This window comes from Mesorhizobium sp. M7A.F.Ca.MR.148.00.0.0, from assembly GCF_003997735.1.
In the GTDB taxonomy this organism is placed as follows: domain Bacteria; phylum Pseudomonadota; class Alphaproteobacteria; order Rhizobiales; family Rhizobiaceae; genus Mesorhizobium.
Map to the genome: position 1 here is coordinate 15,116 of NZ_RZTB01000066.1, position 17,233 is coordinate 32,348.

Below are 17,233 nucleotides of genomic sequence, written 5' to 3' on the forward strand. Positions count from 1 at the left end.
CGGGCGCGTCGAAGTGCTGATCCGGCTCGTCGATGCAGCCCTTGCCGCCGATCTGGTTGCGGCTGCGGAAGCTGGGGAGGCTCACTTGCCGCGTGTCTACGTCTTCGGCGGCGGCCATGTCGGCCAGGCGTTGGCGTCGACGATAGCACTTCTCCCCGTGCATTGCGTCGTCATCGAGACGCGGGCCGAGGCACTGGAAGACATGCCGGAAACCGTCGAGACCAGGCTGACAGCTATGCCGGAAGCGATGGTGCGAAATGCCCCTGCCGGCGCCGCCTTTGCCATCCTCACCCACGATCATGCGCTGGATTTCCTGATCGTCGCCGAGGCGCTGAAGCGCGGCGACACCGCCTATGTCGGCATGATCGGCTCGAAGACCAAGAAAGCGACGTTCAGGAACTGGTTCCTGAAATCAGCGGCAGGCAGCGAGGCCGAGTTTGCCCGCCTCGTCTCGCCGATCGGCGGCGATACGGTCAAGGACAAGCGCCCGCAGGTCATTGCGGCGCTGGCGGCAGCCGAGATCATGACGGCGCTGGTCAGTCACAACGCAACCTCAAGTGCCGACCATCAAATTCCGCATGGCAGGGTGATGGCAGGCTAGGCTGCGCCACAGCTAAACCGGCCGCTTCAGCCCCAGATGGTCGCGCAATGTGCGGCCCTCGTACTCCGTGCGGAACAGGCCGCGCCGCTGCAGTTCCGGCACGACGAGCATCGCAAAGGCATCGAGTTCGCCGGGGAAATAAGAGGGCATGACGTTGAAGCCGTCGGCGGCACCGCCTTCGAACCGCGCCTGCAACTCATCGGCCACCTGGGCCGCCGTGCCGACGATGCGCCAATGGCCACGCGCGCCGGCGAAATGCCGGGCAAGCTCTCGGATAGAGAGGCCGTCGCGGCGCGATTGCTCGATGACCAGCGCCTGCCGACTTTTCATCCCCTCGCTCTCCGGCAGGTCCGGCAGCGGCCCGTCGATCGGATAGCGCCACAGATCGGAGATGCTGAGATAGCTGGACAGCAGCGCCACACCGACATCGTCGGGGATCAGCGCCTGTAATTCCTCATATTTTTCACGGGCCTCCGCTTCGGTCTCCGCCACCACTGGCGCGACGCCCGGCATGATCTTGATGTCGTCAGGCTCGCGCCCGTAGGCCGCCAGACGTCCCTTGAGGTCGTCGTAAAAGGCCTTCGCTTCCTCGAAGGTCTGCGCCGCGGTGAACACCACATCGGCGGTGCGGGCGGCAAGGTCGCGGCCGACATCCGAGGCGCCGGCCTGGACCATCACCGGCGCGCCCTGCGGCGAACGCGGCAGATCGAGCGGGTCGCGAACCGAAAAGCTCTGGCCGTCATGTCCGGATCCAGAAGCGCCATCGAGCTTGCCGTTCCAGAGCCCGGTTACCACCTCGGCGAATTCGCGCGCGCGCTCATAGCGATCGGCATGGGGCTTGAGGCCGGTCGAGCCGAAATTGGCGGCCTCGACGGGGCTGGCCGAGGTGACCAGGTTCCAGCCGGCCCTGCCGCCGCTCAGATGGTCGAGCGACAGGAAGGCTCGCGCCAGGCCATAGGGCTCGTTGTAGCTTGTCGAGGCCGTCGAGACGAGGCCGATGCGGCTGGTCTGGACGGCGAGCGCCGAAAGCAGGCTGATCGGCTCGAAGCCGATCGAGCGCGAAGTCTGGCTGGCAATGCCGACATTGGCTTCGCGCAGGCCTGCGGCATCCTCGCAGAAGATCATGTCGAACTTCGCCGCTTCCGCCGTGCGCGCCAGCGCGATGTAATGGTCGATGTCAGTGCCGGCGGTGACGTGTGCCTTGGGATGGCGCCAGGCCGCGATGTGGTGGCCTGTCGCCCACAGGAAGGCGCCGAGCTTGATCTGGCGAGCGGTCATCGGTCACCTCCGCCGGCAAGCCCGAGATGCGAGCGCAACGTCGTGCCGCGATAGTTCTCTCGAAACAGGCCACGCTGCCTCAGTTCCGGCAAAACCAGATCGACGAAATCGTCGAGCGCTGAAAGCTGTGCCGGCATCAGGATGTTGAACCCGTCGCAGCTTTTCGCCCGGAATTCCTCTTCCAGCCTCTCGGCGACGGCAGCCGGCTTACTATCGGCGGTTGGCGCGACGTTCGTCAGCACCTTGACGGCATCCGGGTCGCGTCCACAGGCTGCGACACGGCGCCTGATATCGTCATAGCGTCCTGTCGCGCCCTCCACCGGTCCGTCATCCAGCAGGATGACATCGGCGATGCGGGCGGCAATATCCAGGTCGGCTTCGCTCAAGCCCGACAAGACGAGCACTGGCGTATCCTGCGGCGAGCGTGCGACGTTCAGCGGTCCGCGCACGGAAAAGAACCCGCCCTTGTGGTCGAGCAGATGCATCTTTTCGGGGTCATGGAAGCGGCCGCCGCTCTGGTCGAACAGCAGCGCGTCCGCATCCCAGCCCCGCCACAGACCTTGCACGATGCCGATATATTCCTCACTGCGACGGCGGAAATCGTCAGGCGAAAATCCCTCGGGCCGGCTGAAATTGGCTGCTTCCCGTGGCGCTTGCGTCATGGTTGCGTTCCAGCCACTGCGGCCATGGCCGATAATGTCGAGCGAGGCGAAACGGCGCGCCAGATTGTATGGCTGGTGGGCGACGGTCGATGCCGCGGCGACGAGCCCGATCCTGCTTGTGACAGTCGCCAATGCGGCCAGCAAAGTGGTCGCTTCGAAGGGCATCGGGCTGTTCGCGGCACCGCCGCCGGACGCCGGTGCGGAATCGGCAAGCAGCACCATGTCCAGGCCCGCTGCTTCGGCCTTTTGCACGAAACCAGTCAGGCGGCTGAATCCCGGTTCCGGCGATGGATCGGCGATCCCCGGAAACAGCGAAACGGCAAGATGCATTGTGGCGCCGCTGTCCATCGATGGTGCCTGCGAGACGAAATACCACCCGAACTATGTTCGCCACTTCAGGGGATGGCAACCGCTGGCGCTGGGCCAACCGCCGGTCACGTGGAGGCCAGCATTATTTCCCAGCTAACAGATCGTTGATCAGTCGCTGGCAGCGCTCGGCCATGAAGTCGAGCAGCAGCCGCACTTTTGGATCCTGCAGCTTCTTGTGCGGATAGACGGCGGCGAACTGCACCGGTGTCGGCGGCGTGCTGCTCAGGATCACCTTCAGCCGCCGGTCGCGGATGAACGGCTCGACCTCAAAGCGCGGCTTGTTGATGATGCCGCGGCCTGAAAGCGCCCAGCCGGTCAGCACGTCGCCATCGTCGGTGTCGTAGGGTCCGTGTACCTCGAACTTCTGCGGGCCCGTGGGGGTCTGCAGCGTCCACACATATTCGCGCGCGCCGGAATAACGCAGCATCAGGCAGTCGTGCTTCTTGCCGATCAGTTCCTGCGGCTCGATCGGTTCGCCGCGCGCCTCGAGATATTTCGGCGCCGCCACCAGCACGCGCTCGCATTCCATGATGCCGCGCATCCTGAGGCTGGAATCCTCGATGATGCCGAGCCGGAAGGCGACGTCGATGCCTTCCTTCATGATGTCGACATTGTGATCCGAAAGCCTCAGCCTCACCTCGATGTCTGGGTATTTGTCGTGAAAATCGGGAATGCCCGAGGCCACCAACCGACGGCCGAGGCCCAAGGGGGCGGTGACGCGGATGGTGCCGCGCGGCTGACCGGAAAGCGCCGAGACCGCGGCTTCCGCTTCGGTGATCGCCTCCAGCACCTGCTTTGCGCCCCCGTAAAAAACCGTGCCATGCTCGGTCGGCATCAATTGCCGCGTCGTGCGGTTGAACAGACGCACGCCCAGGTGCTTCTCCAACTCCTTGATGCGGTTGGAGGCGACCGCCGGCGAAATCCGCATGTCGCGCCCGGCCGCCGACAGATTGCCGAGTTCGACCACGCGAACGAAGACGGCAATGTTGTCGAGATAGGCCATGCGGTTTAGTGGCTTTCCTGAGGCCGCCTTCGGGCGGCTCCCATCCTGCTGCGTGTGACTACCCTAGTATTTTCCATTTTTTTTTGAAAGTCATCGTGCACCTCGCCTCTTTCCGTTTGCGCTCCAACCCGTAAAGTCGCCCGATCGGCAGGGACGATTTCAATGATGGATTTCGCGATTTTCTGGGACTGGCTGAGTTTTGCCGTGCGCTGGCTGCACGTCGTCACCGGCATCGCCTGGATCGGCTCGTCCTTCTACTTCGTCGCGCTCGACCTTGGCCTGCGCCAGCGTCCCGGCATGCCCGTCGGCGCCTTCGGCGAGGAATGGCAGGTGCATGGCGGCGGCTTCTACCACATCCAGAAATATCTCGTGGCACCAGCCGAAATGCCTGAACACCTGACCTGGTTCAAATGGGAATCCTACGCCACCTGGCTGTCCGGCTTCGCCATGCTGTGCGTCGTCTACTACGCCGGAGCCGATCTGTTCCTGATCGATCCGAACGTGCTGCCGATGTCGGTGCCTACAGGCATCCTGCTGTCGCTGGCAACGATCGGCGTCGGCTGGGTGGTCTATGATCTGCTGTGCCGCTCGCCGCTGGGAAAAAGCGATACCGGCCTGATGCTGGTGCTCTACTGCGTGCTGGTGTTCATCGCCTGGGGGCTGACGCACCTGTTCACCGGCCGCGCCGCCTTTCTGCATCTGGGCGCCATCACCGCCACGATCATGTCGGCCAATGTCTTCATGGTTATCATCCCAAACCAGAAGATCGTTGTCGCCGACCTCATCGCCGGCCGCAAGCCCGATCCGAAATATGGCAAGATCGCCAAGCAGCGTTCGCTTCACAACAATTATCTGACGCTGCCGGTGCTGTTCCTGATGCTGTCGAACCACTATCCGCTGGCGTTCGGTACTGAGTTCAACTGGATCATCGCCTCGCTGGTGTTCATCATCGGCGTGCTGATCCGGCACTATTTCAACTCGGTCCATGCCCGCAAGGGCAATCCGACCTGGACCTGGATGGCGGCACTCGTCCTGTTCATTGTCATCATCTGGCTGTCGACCGCGCCGAAGGTGCTGATCGGCGAACCGAAGGAATCGGCGGCGGCGCAGATCTATGTCGCTTCAGTGCATTTCCCGGCCGTACGCGACACCGTGCTCGGCCGCTGCTCGATGTGCCATGCGGCGGAGCCGGTCTATGAGGGCATCTATCATGCACCGAAGGGCGTGATGCTCGACACCGATGCCGACATCGCCAATCACGCCCGAGAGATCTATCTGCAGGCCGGTCGCAGCCACGCCATGCCGCCCGCCAACGTCAGCCAGATTACCGACAAGGAAAGGGCACTGCTGGTGGCCTGGTTCGAAGGCGCAGGGAGATAGCATGAACTCGACACTTCTGCGCGGCCGCACGCTGTCCTTCGTGCGCTGGCCGCAGACCATCGACGATCATTCCGCCTGGCGCTACGAGGAGGATGGCGGCCTGCTGATCCGCGACGGCCGGATCGTCGCTGCGGGCACCTATGCCGATGTTGAAAAGCAGGCCGGCAAGACGGCGAAGAAAATCGACCACCGGCCGCATCTGCTGCTGCCCGGATTCATCGATGCGCATGTGCATTTTCCGCAGATGCAGGTCATCGCCTCCTATGGCGCCGAACTGCTCGACTGGCTGAACACCTACACTTTTCCGGAGGAAACGAAGTTCGCCAACGCCCAGCATGGCCGCCGCATCGCGCGGCTGTTCCTCGACGAAATGGTGCGCCATGGCACGACGACGGTTGCCGCCTACTGTTCGGTGCACAAGGCTTCGGTGGAGGCCTTCTTTGCCGAATCGCATGACCGCAACATGCTCAACATCGCCGGCAAGGTGATGATGGATCGCAATGCGCCCGACGGCGTGCTCGACACACCGCAATCGGGTTATGACGACACAAAGGCGCTGATCAAGGAATGGCATGGCAAGGGGCGGCAGCTTTATGCCATCACGCCGCGCTTCGCCATCACCTCGTCGCCGGAGCAGATGGAGATGGCGGACGCGCTGTGCCGCGAACATCCCGATTTGCACATGCAGACGCATCTGTCGGAGAACCACGCTGAGATTGCCTTCACGCAGCAACTCTACCCGTGGTCGCGCGACTATACCGACGTTTACGAGCACTACGGGCTGTTGGGCAAAAAGAGCCTGTTCGGGCACTGCATCCATCTCTCGGAGCGCGAAGCGGATGCGCTTTCCGACAGTGGCTCGGTGGCGGTGTTCTGCCCGACCTCCAACCTGTTCCTCGGCTCCGGCCTGTTCGACTATCAGCGCTTTCGTCGCCGCGACAAGCCGATCCGGATCGCCGCTGCCACCGATGTCGGCGGCGGCACCAACTACTCCATGCTGCGCACCATGGACGAGGGCTACAAGGTGATCGCGCTGAACGGCGAGAAGCTCAACCCGCTCCAGTCCTTCTGGCAGATGACGCGCGGCAATGCCGAGGCGCTGTCGGTGGCCGACAAGATCGGCACGCTGGACGAGGGCACCGATGCCGACATCGTCGTGCTGGACGCCAGGGCGACGCCGGCGATGCGACTCAGGATGGAAACGGTCGAGACGCTGGCGCAGGAACTGTTTCTCCTGCAGACGCTTGGCGACGACCGCACCGTGCGCGAGGTCTATGTCGCGGGGCGCGCAGCGAAGAGCGATCTGCTATAGTGCAGCGGCAGGTGCGAGGGGAGCCCCGTCGATGACCGTCCGTCAGAATAAACTCATCGGTATGGTAGGCGGGATGAGTTCGGAATCGAGCGCGATTTACTATCGGCTGCTCAATCAGGCCGCGCATCGGCGCCTCGGCGGACATCACAATGCCAGGTCGGTCCTGTTCACGTTGGATTTCGACGAACTGAACGAGATGGCCGCGCTCGGACGCTGGGATGATCTCGCTGAAACGGTAGCCGAAGCGGCGCGAAACCTGGAAAGGGCCGGCGCCGATTTAGTGATGCTCACCTCAGTCACCGCACACCGTGTGGCCGACCAAGTGGAGGCTCAGCTTTCCGTCCCACTGCTGCATGTCGCCGATGCCACAGCGCAGGCCATTCAGTTACGGGGCTTCGCGCGTGTGGGGCTGTTGGGAACGCGATATACGATGGAGCAGGATTTCTTCTCGGGACGTCTGCGCCAGCGTCATGGCCTCGAAGTCCTCACACCGCCGCAGCAACAACGTGAAGCCTTGCACAGTATCATCATCGATGAACTGACGTTGGGCATCGTGAAGCAGGACTCAAGGGCTGCGCTGATGGATATGGCATTGGACCTCCAGGCGCGCGGCGCGCAGGCGGTGATCTTAGGTTGCACCGAGCTTCCGCTGTTGGCCGCTTTGGACGACTATCCGTTGCCAGCTTTCGACGTCACCCAACTTCATGCCGAGGCGGCGCTGGACATAGTCCTAGCAGATGGGCGCGCCTGACCGCTGACGTCTTGACCGCGCCGCGATAGTCGGCGAAAGCCAACAACGACATCGGGAGCGAGACAGTGGCCGACGACATCGAGACTATTAAAAGACAGGAAGAGACGCTGGTCTTCCCGGCGTTCGACGAGGCCGTCGCCTTCGAGATCGGCGCGGCGATCCGTGAGCGGGCACTGGCCGAGGCCATGCCGATCATTGTCGATATCAGGCTGTGGGATCGGCCGCTGTTCTATGCCGCGCTGCCGGGCTCGAATGCTTCCAATCCCGACTGGGCGCGGCGCAAGATCAATGTGGTCAAACGGTTCCTGAGAAGCACCTATCGTATGGTGTTGGAACAGCAGCGCCCGGACCGCAGCTTCAAGATCGGCGAAGGGCTGGATATTGCCGACTACGTGCTGGCCGGCGGTGGCTTTCCGGTGACCGTCAAGGGCGCCGGCGTCATCGGGGTGATCGCCGTCTCCGGACTGCCGGAGCGCGAGGATCACGGCGTCGTCGTCGATGCGCTATGCGATCATTTGGGCGTCGACAAGCGCGGCCTGGCGTTGCCTCCGGAAGCCGAATGACCGTGCTTGATCCCAAGACATTCCTGATCTCCATCTTCGACGCCGCCATCGCCGCCGCCGATCCGGAGCGAACCATCCGGGATCATCTGCCGGCCAAGCCGAAGGGCCGCACCATTGTCATCGGCGCGGGCAAAGGCTCGGCGCAGATGGCGGCAGCGTTCGAGAAAGCGTGGGACGGCCCCATCGAAGGGCTGGTCGTCACCCGCTATGGCTATGGCGCGACCTGCGAGCGCATCGAGATCATCGAGGCGGCTCATCCGGTGCCGGACGCTGCCGGTCTGGAAGCCTCGCGGCGCCTGCTCGCCAAGGTCCAGAATCTGACTGAGGATGACCTGGTGGTGGCGCTGATTTCCGGCGGCGGATCGGCGCTGTTGCCGTCGCCCGCCGGCGGCTTGACGCTGGCCGACGAGATCGCCGTCAATGAGGCGCTGCTCGCCTCGGGTGCGCCGATCGCGGCGATGAACACCATCCGCAAGCACCTTTCCACCATCAAGGGCGGCAGGCTGGCAGCGGCCGCATGGCCGGCCAGGGTGGTGTCGCTGATCGTCTCCGATATTCCCGGCGACAATCCGGCAATGGTCGCCTCCGGCCCAACCGTACCGGATACAGGCAGCCGCGCCGACGCGCTGGCCTCGATATCGGCCTATCGCATGAAACTGCCGGCCTCGGTGATGGCGCATATCAATTCGCCGGCCGCCGATGCGCCAAGCCCGGACGACGAGCGTTTTTCGCGCAACGAGGTGCATCTGATCGCTTCGGCCGGGGTATCGCTGGAAGCCGCCGCTGCGGAAGCGAAACGGCAGGGTGTCGAGACCGTTATCCTCTCCGATGCCATTGAGGGCGAAGCGCGCGAGGTGGGCGGCGTCCATGCCGCGATCGCGCGTGAAGTGGCGATGCACAATCGACCATTTCCAAAGCCGGTGCTCATCTTATCGGGCGGCGAGACAACCGTGACCCTGCGGGCAAAAGGCAAGGGCGGCCGCAACTCGGAATTCCTGCTGGCTTTCGCCATAGGCGCCAATGGCGTCGACGGCATCCACGCACTGGCCGCCGACACCGACGGCATTGACGGTTCGGAAGACAATGCCGGCGCCTTCGCCGATGGCTCGACCGTATCGCGCATGCGCGCAGCCGGGGTGGACGCCAAGGCCATGCTTGCCGGCAACAATGCCTGGACGGCCTTCAACGCAGTTGGCGATCTCTTCGTACCCGGCCCGACCGGTACGAATGTCAACGATCTCAGGGCAATTCTGATCAGGTAGCTGAAGCAATTCCAGGAAAAGTGTGAAGCGGTTTTCCGTCCGGAATTGCGAAAAACAGACTGGTCAGGCGGCCATCAGCCGCTTCACCAGCTTCATATCCTGCAGGAACCGTTCGCGTTCAGCCTCCTTGTCCGCGGGTTCGCGGATGCGCAGAATGAAGGAGGGATGGATGGTGATGAACACGCGCAATCCGTCCTCGCGCTCGATCACTTGTCCGCGCATCTTTGTCACCGGGATCGCCTTGCCGAGCAGCGACATCGCCGCCGTCGCGCCGAGTGCCACGGCGAGGTTCGGCTTGATCAGCTCGAATTCCTGGTCGATCCACCAGCGGCAGGCCTGAATCTCACCGGAATTCGGCTTGGAGTGGATGCGGCGCTTGCCGCGCGGCTCGAACTTGAAGTGCTTGACCGCGTTTGTGACATAGACCTTTTGCCGATCGACACCGGCATCATCCAGGATCGCATCGAACACCTTGCCGGCCGGACCAACGAAAGGTTTGCCGGCGAGATCCTCCTGATCGCCTGGCTGTTCGCCGACGAAGATCACCTTGGCATTGTCGGGGCCTTCACCGAAGACGGTCTGCGTCGCGTCGCGCCACAGCGGGCAGCGGCGGCAGCCTTTCGCTACCTCACGCAACTCGGGAATCGTGTCTGCATCATCTTCCGGTGCTTCGGCGGGCTGCTTCGGCCAATGCCGTGCCTGCACCTTGGCGTGGTGCGGCGCGGGTGTTGTCGGCATCTTCGCAATCATGTCCTTGGCGGCCTTGTCCGCTCCTGCGATCATGTCTGGAATGAGCGAAGCCTCGGGAAGGTTCCGCCAATATTTCTTCGGCATCTCCTTCTGCATGGCCTTCACCTTCAATCGCGCCGGATTGAAGATGTTCTCGAAATAGATGCGCCAGAGCGCCTCGGTGTCGTCTTGATCCGGCGCATCGCCCTTGGCCGCGCCCGGTCCGATAGCCAGCCTTTCGCCACCCCAATGGGCGGAGGCGTAGGGCGTCAGGATCGTCCAGCGCATGCCGGTGAAACGCCTGACGAAGAAATCGGCGTTGCGCTCGACGATGAAATGATCCGGCTCGAACCAGGCGACATAGCGCTCATCGGCATCGTCGCCGATTTTCCGGAAGCGTACGAAGGCATGCATCTTGTGGCTGTCGCGCCGAACCGCCTTTTCCATGGCCTCAAGCCGCCTGGTGTCGGGATCCGACGCGATTTCCAGCAGTTTAGGCTCGTCGCGCAACCGCCAGAGCATTCGGTAGAGAAAGGCAAACCGGCCGGGATCGGAATGGCAGAAGGCCGTTTCGGCATGCCCGATGAAGTCGCGCGGCACGACGAGTTGCGCGCGCGCAGGTACTTCGGGCAATTCTGCCTGATCAGAGCCCGGCGCGACATGCCAGTAGACGTCCTCGGGCCTGACCTCATTCAGGGCCAGCCGCCGTGCCGCGTCACGCCAGCCGGCAAAATCCGTCTCGCTGTCGAGCCGAACTCTGTATCTGGCGAGATCGAGTTCCGCCGGCCGCATGATCAAAACAACGACAATTGTTCGCAGGAGTGGGCGATCTTGTCGCGCAGGCCGGCCTTGTCGGTCAGCGCACCAGGCGACCAGCCTTCGGCGATGATGAACGGCCTGAGCTTGGCGATCGACTGGCAGACCCGCCCGACATCCTCCAGCCGCATGCGCCGATGCCGGCGCGTCTCCAAAATCTTTGCCACCACCTTGGTGCCGAGACCCGGCACCCGCAGCAGAGCTTCGCGGTCGGCGCGGTTGATGTCGACCGGAAACTGCCCCCGGTTGCGCAGCGCCCAGGCGAGCTTCGGGTCGATGGCGAGATCGAGCATGCCGTCGCTGCTCCCGGCAAGGATTTCCGGCTGCGAAAACCCATAGAACCGCATCAGCCAGTCGGCCTGATAGAGCCGGTGCTCGCGCATCAGCGGTGGTTTCAGCAAGGGCAGCGACGATGACGAATCCGGAATCGGGCTGAAAGCCGAGTAATAGACGCGCCGCAGATGATAGCTGCCATAGAGCCGCGCGCTGGTGTGAAGGATGCCGTCGTCGGATGTCTTGTCGGCGCCGATGATCATCTGCGTCGACTGGCCGCCCGGCGCAAAGCGTTCGCGCTTTTTGGTTTTCAAAGTAGGCTCGGCCTTCTCCTCCATCTTCTGGCGCAGCCTGGCCATCGAAAGCCGGATTGTCTCCGGCTTCTTCTCGGGCGCCAACCGCTTCACACCCTCATCAGTCGGCAGTTCGACATTGATCGATAGCCGGTCGGCATAAAGCCCTGCCTTCTCGATCAGTTCGGCCGAACTTTCCGGAATGGTTTTCAGGTGGATATAGCCGGAGAACTTCTCCTCCAGCCGCAGCCGGCGCGCCACCTCGACCATCTCGCCCATGGTCTCGTCCGGCGAGCGGATGACGCCTGAAGACAGGAACAGGCCTTCGATGTAGTTGCGCCGGTAGAAATCCATGGTCAGCTTCACCACCTCGTCGACGGTGAAACGGGCGCGCCGCACATTGGAGGACGAGCGGTTGATGCAATAGCTGCAATCGTAGATGCAGAAATTGGTCAGCAGGACCTTGAGAAGGGAAATGCAGCGGCCATCCGGCGCATAGGAATGGCAGATGCCCATGCCCTCGGTGGAGCCGATGCCGCCTGATTTCAGCGAGTCCTTTTTCGCCGCACCGGAAGAGGCGCAGGAGGCATCGTATTTGGCGGCGTCGGAGAGGATCGCCAGCTTTTCACGGACGGTAAGTGCACTCATCTGTTCATGATATGTTCTAAACAGGAGATCCGCTACCTCATTTGATGGAGGCGGCGAAAAAGTGATCGCCGCCCATCATGAATCCATCAAACCTCGTGCAGATAGAGGTGGTAATCCAACTCGCTGACCGTGCGTGCCACCCGCAGATATTCTGACTGTTTGATCGCCACGAAGGTCCGGTGCAGGTCCTCGCCGAGCGCGTTCTTCAGGAAGCTGGACGTCCGCGCCGCTTCGATCGCGGCGCGCCAGTCGACAGGCATGGTCGTGCGCGTGACCGCTGCCTCATAGCCGTTGCCGGTCGTTTCGGGACCGGGATCGAGGCCTTCATCCATGCCCTTGATGATGCCGGCGAGCACGGTCGCGGCGATCAGGTAGGGATTGGCGTCGACGCCGGACGGCCGGTGCTCGATGCGCCGGTTCTTGGCATCGCCCGCTGGCACGCGCAATGCCACCGAGCGGTTGTTGACGCCCCAGGTCGGCGCCACCGGCGCATAGGATTGCGAGACGAAACGCCGCCAGGAATTGGAATGCGGTGCAAACACCAGCATCGATTCCGCCATGGTCTGGATCAGGCCGCCGAGCCCCTGCAGCAGCGGCAGCGACCAGCTCTCGCCGCCGGCTTCGGCAAAGACGTTTCGGCCGGCCTTGTCCTGCAGCGAGACGTGGAAATGCATGCCCGAGCCGGCATATTTCTCGATCGGCTTGGCCATGAAACATGCGGTGACGCCATGGCGGCGCGCCTGCGCCCGCACCAGCCGCTTCAGCATGACCAGATCGTCGGCCGCCCGCATCACATCCTTGCGGTAGTTCAGCGTCAATTCGTACTGGCCGGGCGCATATTCGGAAATCACCGTCTCGGCCGGAATGCCTTGCGCCTTGGCCGCGGCATAGATGTCGGAGAACAGCGGCTCCATGCCGTGCAGATGGTCGACCGAATACACTTCGGTCTTGCCCGAGACGCGGCCATCGAGCACCGCGCGCGCCGGCTGCACCTTGCCGTCGGCGTCGCGCTCATTGGCCAGCAGGAAGAATTCGAGCTCGAAGGCGCCGGCCGGATAGAGACCTTTGGCCGCGAGGATCTCCACCTGCCGAGCCAGCGCCAGTCGCGGATCCGACGACATCGGTCGGCCGTCGAGCATGTACATCGCCATTAGCAACTGGCCGCGGGGCGGGCTCGTACCGTAGAGCGGCACCAGCGTGCCGGGGATCGGCCATGCCCTAAGGTCGCCATCACCGGTCGTCCAGATCAGTCCGGTCTCGTGCACATCCTCGCCGGTGATGTCGAGGCCGAGGATCGAGATCGGCATATGGCGGCCGCCCTCGAAGATGCTCTTCAGTTCATGCCGGCGCACGATCTTGCCACGGCCGACGCCATTGGCATCGGTCAGCACGATATCGAAGGCCTCGATCTCGGGATGGGCGTCGAGAAAGGCTTGCGCCTCGGCAGGTGTCGAGCCCGAAGGTGAGGTTATCATGACGTTGGGGTGGTCCATCGCCGCTTGTCTCATGCCGCAAGCTTCGCCGCAACCGCGCCGAAGGCGGTGATCAGCCGGTTGACCTGGGCAGCCGAGGTCGCCGGCGAGATCAGCATCATGTTGTGGAAGGGTGCGATCAGCACGCCGCGATTGACCAGCGCGACATGGATGGCGGCCTCCAGTTCCGGTGCATGCGCCATTTCCGCCTCGGCGCCATTGCGCAGCGGACCGGGCGCACAGATGAACTCGACACGAGCGCCGACGCGGGAAACATGCCAGGGCAGGCGATAGCGATCGATCACGCCGGTCAGCCCGGCATCGAGCCGCCGCGCCAGATGATCCATGCGGTCGTAGTTTTCCTGCGTCATCACCTCTTCGAGCGTGGCGCGCATCGCCGCGAACTGCAGCGGGTTGGCCGAGAGTGTCGTGCCCATGCCGGAATAGCCCGGCTCCTTGGTCCTGTTGTAATCCGCGTAGCGTGAGGCAACGTCGTCGCTCATGCCCCAGACACTGGCCGGCACGCCGCCGGCGATCGGCTTGCCCAGCACGAAGAAGTCCGGGTCGAGACCATATTCCCTCGTGTAGCCGCCGGGGCCGGTCGAGATCGTGTGCGTCTCGTCGATCAGAAGCAGCGTGCCGGTTTGGCGTGTCAGTTTGCGCAGGGCGTCATGGTAGCCCGGATCGGCCAGCACCATGCAGGAATTGGTCAGCACTGGCTCGGCGATGACGCAGGCGACGTCCTTATCCCTAAGCGCGGCTTCGAGTGCTGAAACATCGTTGAACTCGATGGCCTTGGCCGTGCGGGTCAAGTCGCGGAACTCGCCCGCCAATCCTGGCCGGTTGACGGGCTTGCCGTCGATCAGCCGCACCATCGTTTCGTCGACCGAGCCATGATAGCAGCCGTTGAAGACCAGGATTTTTTCGCGGCCGGTGACGGCACGGGCAACGCGCAATGCAAAGCGGTTGGCGTCGGTCGCCGTCGTCGCGATCTGCCAGAACGGCAGGCCGAAGCGTTGCTGCAGCAGCGGCCCGATGGCCAGCGCATCTTCCGAAGGCAGCATATAGGTCAGGCCGCGTCCGGCCTGGCGGCGGATGGCGCGAGCCACCGGTGGCGGCGAATGGCCAAACATCGAGCCGGTGTCTCCCAGGCAGAAATCGTCGAGCTTGTTTCCGTCGATATCCATGATCGTAGCGCCCCTGGCGTTGTCGACCAGGATCGGGAACGGCGTCGGCCAATCGTTCATCCAGTGCATCGGGACGCCGCTGAAGAAGCCGGGCAGGCCGTTGCCGATCTTGGCCTGCGATTTTGGCCGCGCCTTGCGGAAGGCTGCCCCCTCGGCTTCGCGCAAATCGGCAATGCGGTCGCGGCCGATGCCGCCGATGGACGTGTTAGACGTGTCGCTGTGCATGAAAACCCCTCTGGTCGATCCCTCTTAGCCAATCCGTGTCCGCATCCGCAATTGGCCGCGCATCTGCCCTGCGTTGGCTCAGCCTTTGGCGGCGGCGCTTGACCGTGCTGCCGAAGTCAGCGCCAATATGAGTGGGAATTGAGGTGGAGGGGTAAAATGCGAACGATCATGTGTGTGGCAATGCTTCTGTCGTCGGCTGGCGCTGCCTTCGCGTCGGGTGGCATCTGGTGCTCCACCGAGGACCCGGCGGCGACATTCGAGGTCGAGGCAGGCGTCACCAGAGGCATGGGCGGGCCGACCTTCAACTTTCGCGGCAACCTCGAAATTCTGAGCCGGCCTGCCGGCGACAGCCTGCGCAAGACGGTGTTCGAGGATTCCAACCTGACGCAGTACTGGCTCGACGGCAAGGAATTGCGGCTGAACATCTATCGCGAGCACGAGGTCGCGCAAAAGATCAATTCGGTCGAACTGACGATCCTGACCAAGACCAGCGATGAAGGCGTCTACGACGGGAGCTATATGCTCGCCGTCTACGACGCCGCGGCGGATACGGACCAGGACGGCAAACCGGTTGAAATCAGCGGCAAAGTGTCGTGCGGAGCGGAGTGAGCGGGGTCAGGCCGTGATATCGATGACGCCGCAATCGCCCGCGGCACTACCGAAGGCGACCCGGCGTTCTTCCTTGTCCCACATCATCGAGGTGATGGCGCCCTTGCCCGGCCGTCGCAACAGCACTTCCTTGGCGTCGGCAAAACGCACCGCCATCACCATCCCGTCATCATAGCCGACGGCAACGACATCCTGGCTCGGGTGGCAGGCGACAGCCGTCACCATGGCGTTGCCGCGCGTGCCGAGCTCCAGCGGTGCCTTGCCCATTGGACCATCCTTGCCTGAAAACGGCCAGACGATCGCCGCCGGCGCGCCGGAACTCGCCAGCCACTTGCCCTTCACACTCCACGACAGGCTTTTGACCTTGCCGGGATAGCCGGTCATGCGCATGTGCTTGCCGTCGGCGAGCTTCCAGCCGTGCAATGCGTTTTCTTGCATGGTGGTGACGAGGAAGGCGCCATCGGGAGAGAAGGTGATGCCGGTGTGGGCGCCGGCCCATTCAAGCTCCACCGGCTTGCCCTCGGCGGCCGGGAAATGCAGCGTCGCGCCATTGTAGCGGGCGACACCGAAGCGCATGCCCTTGGGCGAGAAGGCCAGCCCCTCGACCGAACGCGGATGGACGAATTCCCTCGTCTTGCCGTCGGCGAAGCGCACGAAGGCGGTCTTGCCTGAGGCATAGGCGATCGCGCCTTGCGGCCCGGCGGCAACGCTGGTGATCCACTTCTTGGCCGCGCTTGCCAATTCCGTGACCTCGCCGCCCGCTTTCACGGAAAACACCTTGCCGTCCTCGCCGCCGGTGATCAGCCGGTCATTGGCCGCATCATGAAAGGCGGCGAGCAGCCCGTCATTGGCCTGAACTGTCTTGTGGCCATGGTCGAGCCGATGGACGGCGCCGTCGGCCATCGCGAAATGCGGCACGTCGCCGAGGAAGACGGCAGCGATGCAGTGGCCTTCGAGACCAAGCGGGGCGACTGTTGGCATGGGAGATTATTCCATTCGAGATTTATGCTGGTCGTCTAACCTCGCTGGGTCGCCAGCGCGGCTGGGTGCGGCCGGCCTTCTCCCCTTGTGGGAGAAGGTGGATCGGCGCGCAGCGCCGAGACGGTTGAGGGGTGGGTGACGGATCTCCGTCAGCGCCAAGCTGGAACACCCCTCATCCGACCGAGCTTCGCCCGGCCACCTTCTCCCACAAGGGGAGAAGGAAGGAGGGGCAGCGCTAGCGCTATAAAGTCTGGAAATCAAGCCGCCTGGCAGGCGTCAAAACTCTTCTTCAGCCGCTCGGCGTCGAGTTCCCTGCCGATGAACACCAGCCGGCTCTCATGCTTCTCGCCGTCCTTCCAGGCGCGCTGGTGGTCGCCCTCAATGATCATGTGCACGCCCTGGATGACATAGCGCTCATCATCGCCCTTGAGCGCGATGATGCCCTTCAGCCGCAGGATGTTGGGGCCTTCCATCTGGGTGATCTTCTCGATCCAGGGGAAGAATTTCTTCGGGTCCATCTCGCCGCCGCGCAGCGACACCGATTGCACCGTCACGTCATGGATGTCTGAAGCATGAGCGTGATGGTGGTGCCCGTCATGATCATGGTGGTGATGATCGTGGCCATCATGATCGTGGTCGTGATCATGATGATCGTCATGCGCCTCAAGGAAATGCGGGTCGTTTTCCAGCGCCCTCGACAGGTCGAAAGCGCCGCGATCGAGCACCTCGGTCAGGGCGACGCCGGCTCGGGTCGTGCGGTGGATCTTTGCCGCCGGATTGATGGCGCGGATCGTCGCCTCGACCTTGGCGAGCTCTTCT

General features: G+C 63.3%; 16 protein-coding genes. 7 read left to right on the forward strand and 9 right to left on the reverse strand.

Translation table 11 applies throughout. The annotated features are described in order from the left end of the window. A partial coding sequence (gene xdhC / locus EOB49_RS37820; RefSeq protein WP_245472776.1) for a xanthine dehydrogenase accessory protein XdhC occupies positions 1–601 on the forward strand: 601 nt, incomplete at its 5' end. 12 nt (positions 602–613) lie between these two features. On the opposite strand, the gene EOB49_RS21750 is transcribed toward xdhC, so the two are convergent. The 3 genes from EOB49_RS21750 to EOB49_RS21760 all read right to left on the reverse strand — a co-directional run bounded on the left by EOB49_RS21750 (position 614) and on the right by EOB49_RS21760 (position 3,913). Further along, complete coding sequence (locus EOB49_RS21750; protein WP_127382193.1) at positions 614–1,879, reverse strand: LLM class flavin-dependent oxidoreductase; 1,266 nt, start codon at positions 1,877–1,879, stop codon at positions 614–616. Further along, a complete protein-coding gene (locus EOB49_RS21755; protein WP_127382194.1) occupies positions 1,876–2,889 on the reverse strand; it encodes an LLM class flavin-dependent oxidoreductase in 1,014 nt (337 codons plus the stop codon). Before EOB49_RS21755 ends, EOB49_RS21750 begins: the two co-directional genes overlap by 4 nt. Before the next feature lie 103 nt (positions 2,890–2,992). Then, positions 2,993–3,913 carry a LysR family transcriptional regulator gene (locus EOB49_RS21760; protein ID WP_027039874.1) on the reverse strand — a complete coding sequence of 307 codons (921 nt, stop codon included), beginning with the start codon at positions 3,911–3,913 and terminating at the stop codon, positions 2,993–2,995. A 162-nt stretch (positions 3,914–4,075) separates the two neighbouring features. On the opposite strand from EOB49_RS21760, the gene EOB49_RS21765 reads away from it, so the two are divergent. The 5 genes from EOB49_RS21765 (at position 4,076) to EOB49_RS21785 (ending at position 9,181) form a co-directional block, all read left to right on the forward strand. Further along, complete coding sequence (locus EOB49_RS21765) at positions 4,076–5,293, forward strand: urate hydroxylase PuuD (protein ID WP_127382195.1); 1,218 nt, start codon at positions 4,076–4,078, stop codon at positions 5,291–5,293. 1 nt (position 5,294) lies between these two features. Continuing rightward, on the forward strand, positions 5,295–6,605 hold the full coding sequence (gene guaD / locus EOB49_RS21770; RefSeq protein WP_127382196.1) for a guanine deaminase: 1,311 nt from the start codon (positions 5,295–5,297) through the stop codon (positions 6,603–6,605). 31 nt (positions 6,606–6,636) lie between these two features. Beyond that, positions 6,637–7,356, forward strand: a complete 720-nt coding sequence (locus EOB49_RS21775) for an aspartate/glutamate racemase family protein (RefSeq protein WP_127382197.1) — start codon at positions 6,637–6,639, stop codon at positions 7,354–7,356. Between the two features lie 65 nt (positions 7,357–7,421). Next, positions 7,422–7,919 (forward strand): heme-degrading domain-containing protein, encoded by a 498-nt coding sequence (locus EOB49_RS21780; protein WP_127382198.1) that lies wholly within the window; start codon positions 7,422–7,424, stop codon positions 7,917–7,919. Continuing rightward, positions 7,916–9,181 carry a glycerate kinase gene (locus tag EOB49_RS21785; RefSeq protein WP_127382199.1) on the forward strand — a complete coding sequence of 422 codons (1,266 nt, stop codon included), beginning with the start codon at positions 7,916–7,918 and terminating at the stop codon, positions 9,179–9,181. Before EOB49_RS21780 ends, EOB49_RS21785 begins: the two co-directional genes overlap by 4 nt. 63 nt (positions 9,182–9,244) lie before the next feature. Here the strand turns inward: EOB49_RS21785 and EOB49_RS21790 are convergent, their stop codons facing one another. The 4 genes from EOB49_RS21790 to EOB49_RS21805 all read right to left on the reverse strand — a co-directional run bounded on the left by EOB49_RS21790 (position 9,245) and on the right by EOB49_RS21805 (position 14,824). Further along, positions 9,245–10,702 (reverse strand): UdgX family uracil-DNA binding protein, encoded by a 1,458-nt coding sequence (locus EOB49_RS21790; protein ID WP_127382200.1) that lies wholly within the window; start codon positions 10,700–10,702, stop codon positions 9,245–9,247. Positions 10,703–10,704: 2 nt separating this feature from the next. Beyond that, positions 10,705–11,940, reverse strand: coding sequence for a putative DNA modification/repair radical SAM protein (locus EOB49_RS21795; RefSeq protein ID WP_127382201.1), 1,236 nt, complete (start codon positions 11,938–11,940; stop codon positions 10,705–10,707). A gap of 86 nt (positions 11,941–12,026) precedes the next feature. Then, complete coding sequence (locus EOB49_RS21800; RefSeq protein ID WP_127331430.1) at positions 12,027–13,433, reverse strand: glutamine synthetase family protein; 1,407 nt, start codon at positions 13,431–13,433, stop codon at positions 12,027–12,029. Positions 13,434–13,444: 11 nt separating this feature from the next. Continuing rightward, on the reverse strand, positions 13,445–14,824 hold the full coding sequence (locus EOB49_RS21805; RefSeq protein ID WP_127382202.1) for an aspartate aminotransferase family protein: 1,380 nt from the start codon (positions 14,822–14,824) through the stop codon (positions 13,445–13,447). Between the two features lie 156 nt (positions 14,825–14,980). Here EOB49_RS21805 and EOB49_RS21810 point away from each other — a divergent pair, with 156 nt between their 5' ends. Further along, on the forward strand, positions 14,981–15,433 hold the full coding sequence (locus EOB49_RS21810) for a hypothetical protein (protein WP_127382203.1): 453 nt from the start codon (positions 14,981–14,983) through the stop codon (positions 15,431–15,433). A 6-nt stretch (positions 15,434–15,439) separates the two neighbouring features. Here the strand turns inward: EOB49_RS21810 and EOB49_RS21815 are convergent, their stop codons facing one another. After that, on the reverse strand, positions 15,440–16,414 hold the full coding sequence (locus EOB49_RS21815) for a WD40 repeat domain-containing protein (protein WP_127382204.1): 975 nt from the start codon (positions 16,412–16,414) through the stop codon (positions 15,440–15,442). A 257-nt stretch (positions 16,415–16,671) separates the two neighbouring features. After that, a partial coding sequence (locus tag EOB49_RS21820; RefSeq protein ID WP_206526126.1) for a GTP-binding protein occupies positions 16,672–17,233 on the reverse strand: 562 nt, incomplete at its 5' end.

Excerpts from the sequence above, each read along its gene's own strand:
- EOB49_RS21750 (WP_127382193.1), bottom strand. The coding sequence starts at position 1,879 with ATGACCGCTCGCCAGATCAAGCTCGGCGCCTTCCTGTGGGCGACAGGC.
- EOB49_RS21755 (WP_127382194.1), bottom strand. The coding sequence starts at position 2,889 with ATGGACAGCGGCGCCACAATGCATCTTGCCGTTTCGCTGTTTCCGGGG.
- EOB49_RS21760 (WP_027039874.1), bottom strand. The coding sequence starts at position 3,913 with ATGGCCTATCTCGACAACATTGCCGTCTTCGTTCGCGTGGTCGAACTC.
- EOB49_RS21765 (WP_127382195.1), top strand. The coding sequence starts at position 4,076 with ATGATGGATTTCGCGATTTTCTGGGACTGGCTGAGTTTTGCCGTGCGC.
- guaD (WP_127382196.1), top strand. The coding sequence starts at position 5,295 with ATGAACTCGACACTTCTGCGCGGCCGCACGCTGTCCTTCGTGCGCTGG.
- EOB49_RS21775 (WP_127382197.1), top strand. The coding sequence starts at position 6,637 with ATGACCGTCCGTCAGAATAAACTCATCGGTATGGTAGGCGGGATGAGT.
- EOB49_RS21785 (WP_127382199.1), top strand. The coding sequence starts at position 7,916 with ATGACCGTGCTTGATCCCAAGACATTCCTGATCTCCATCTTCGACGCC.
- EOB49_RS21790 (WP_127382200.1), bottom strand. The coding sequence starts at position 10,702 with ATGCGGCCGGCGGAACTCGATCTCGCCAGATACAGAGTTCGGCTCGAC.
- EOB49_RS21795 (WP_127382201.1), bottom strand. The coding sequence starts at position 11,940 with ATGAGTGCACTTACCGTCCGTGAAAAGCTGGCGATCCTCTCCGACGCC.
- EOB49_RS21800 (WP_127331430.1), bottom strand. The coding sequence starts at position 13,433 with ATGGACCACCCCAACGTCATGATAACCTCACCTTCGGGCTCGACACCT.
- EOB49_RS21805 (WP_127382202.1), bottom strand. The coding sequence starts at position 14,824 with ATGCACAGCGACACGTCTAACACGTCCATCGGCGGCATCGGCCGCGAC.
- EOB49_RS21810 (WP_127382203.1), top strand. The coding sequence starts at position 14,981 with ATGCGAACGATCATGTGTGTGGCAATGCTTCTGTCGTCGGCTGGCGCT.
- EOB49_RS21815 (WP_127382204.1), bottom strand. The coding sequence starts at position 16,414 with ATGCCAACAGTCGCCCCGCTTGGTCTCGAAGGCCACTGCATCGCTGCC.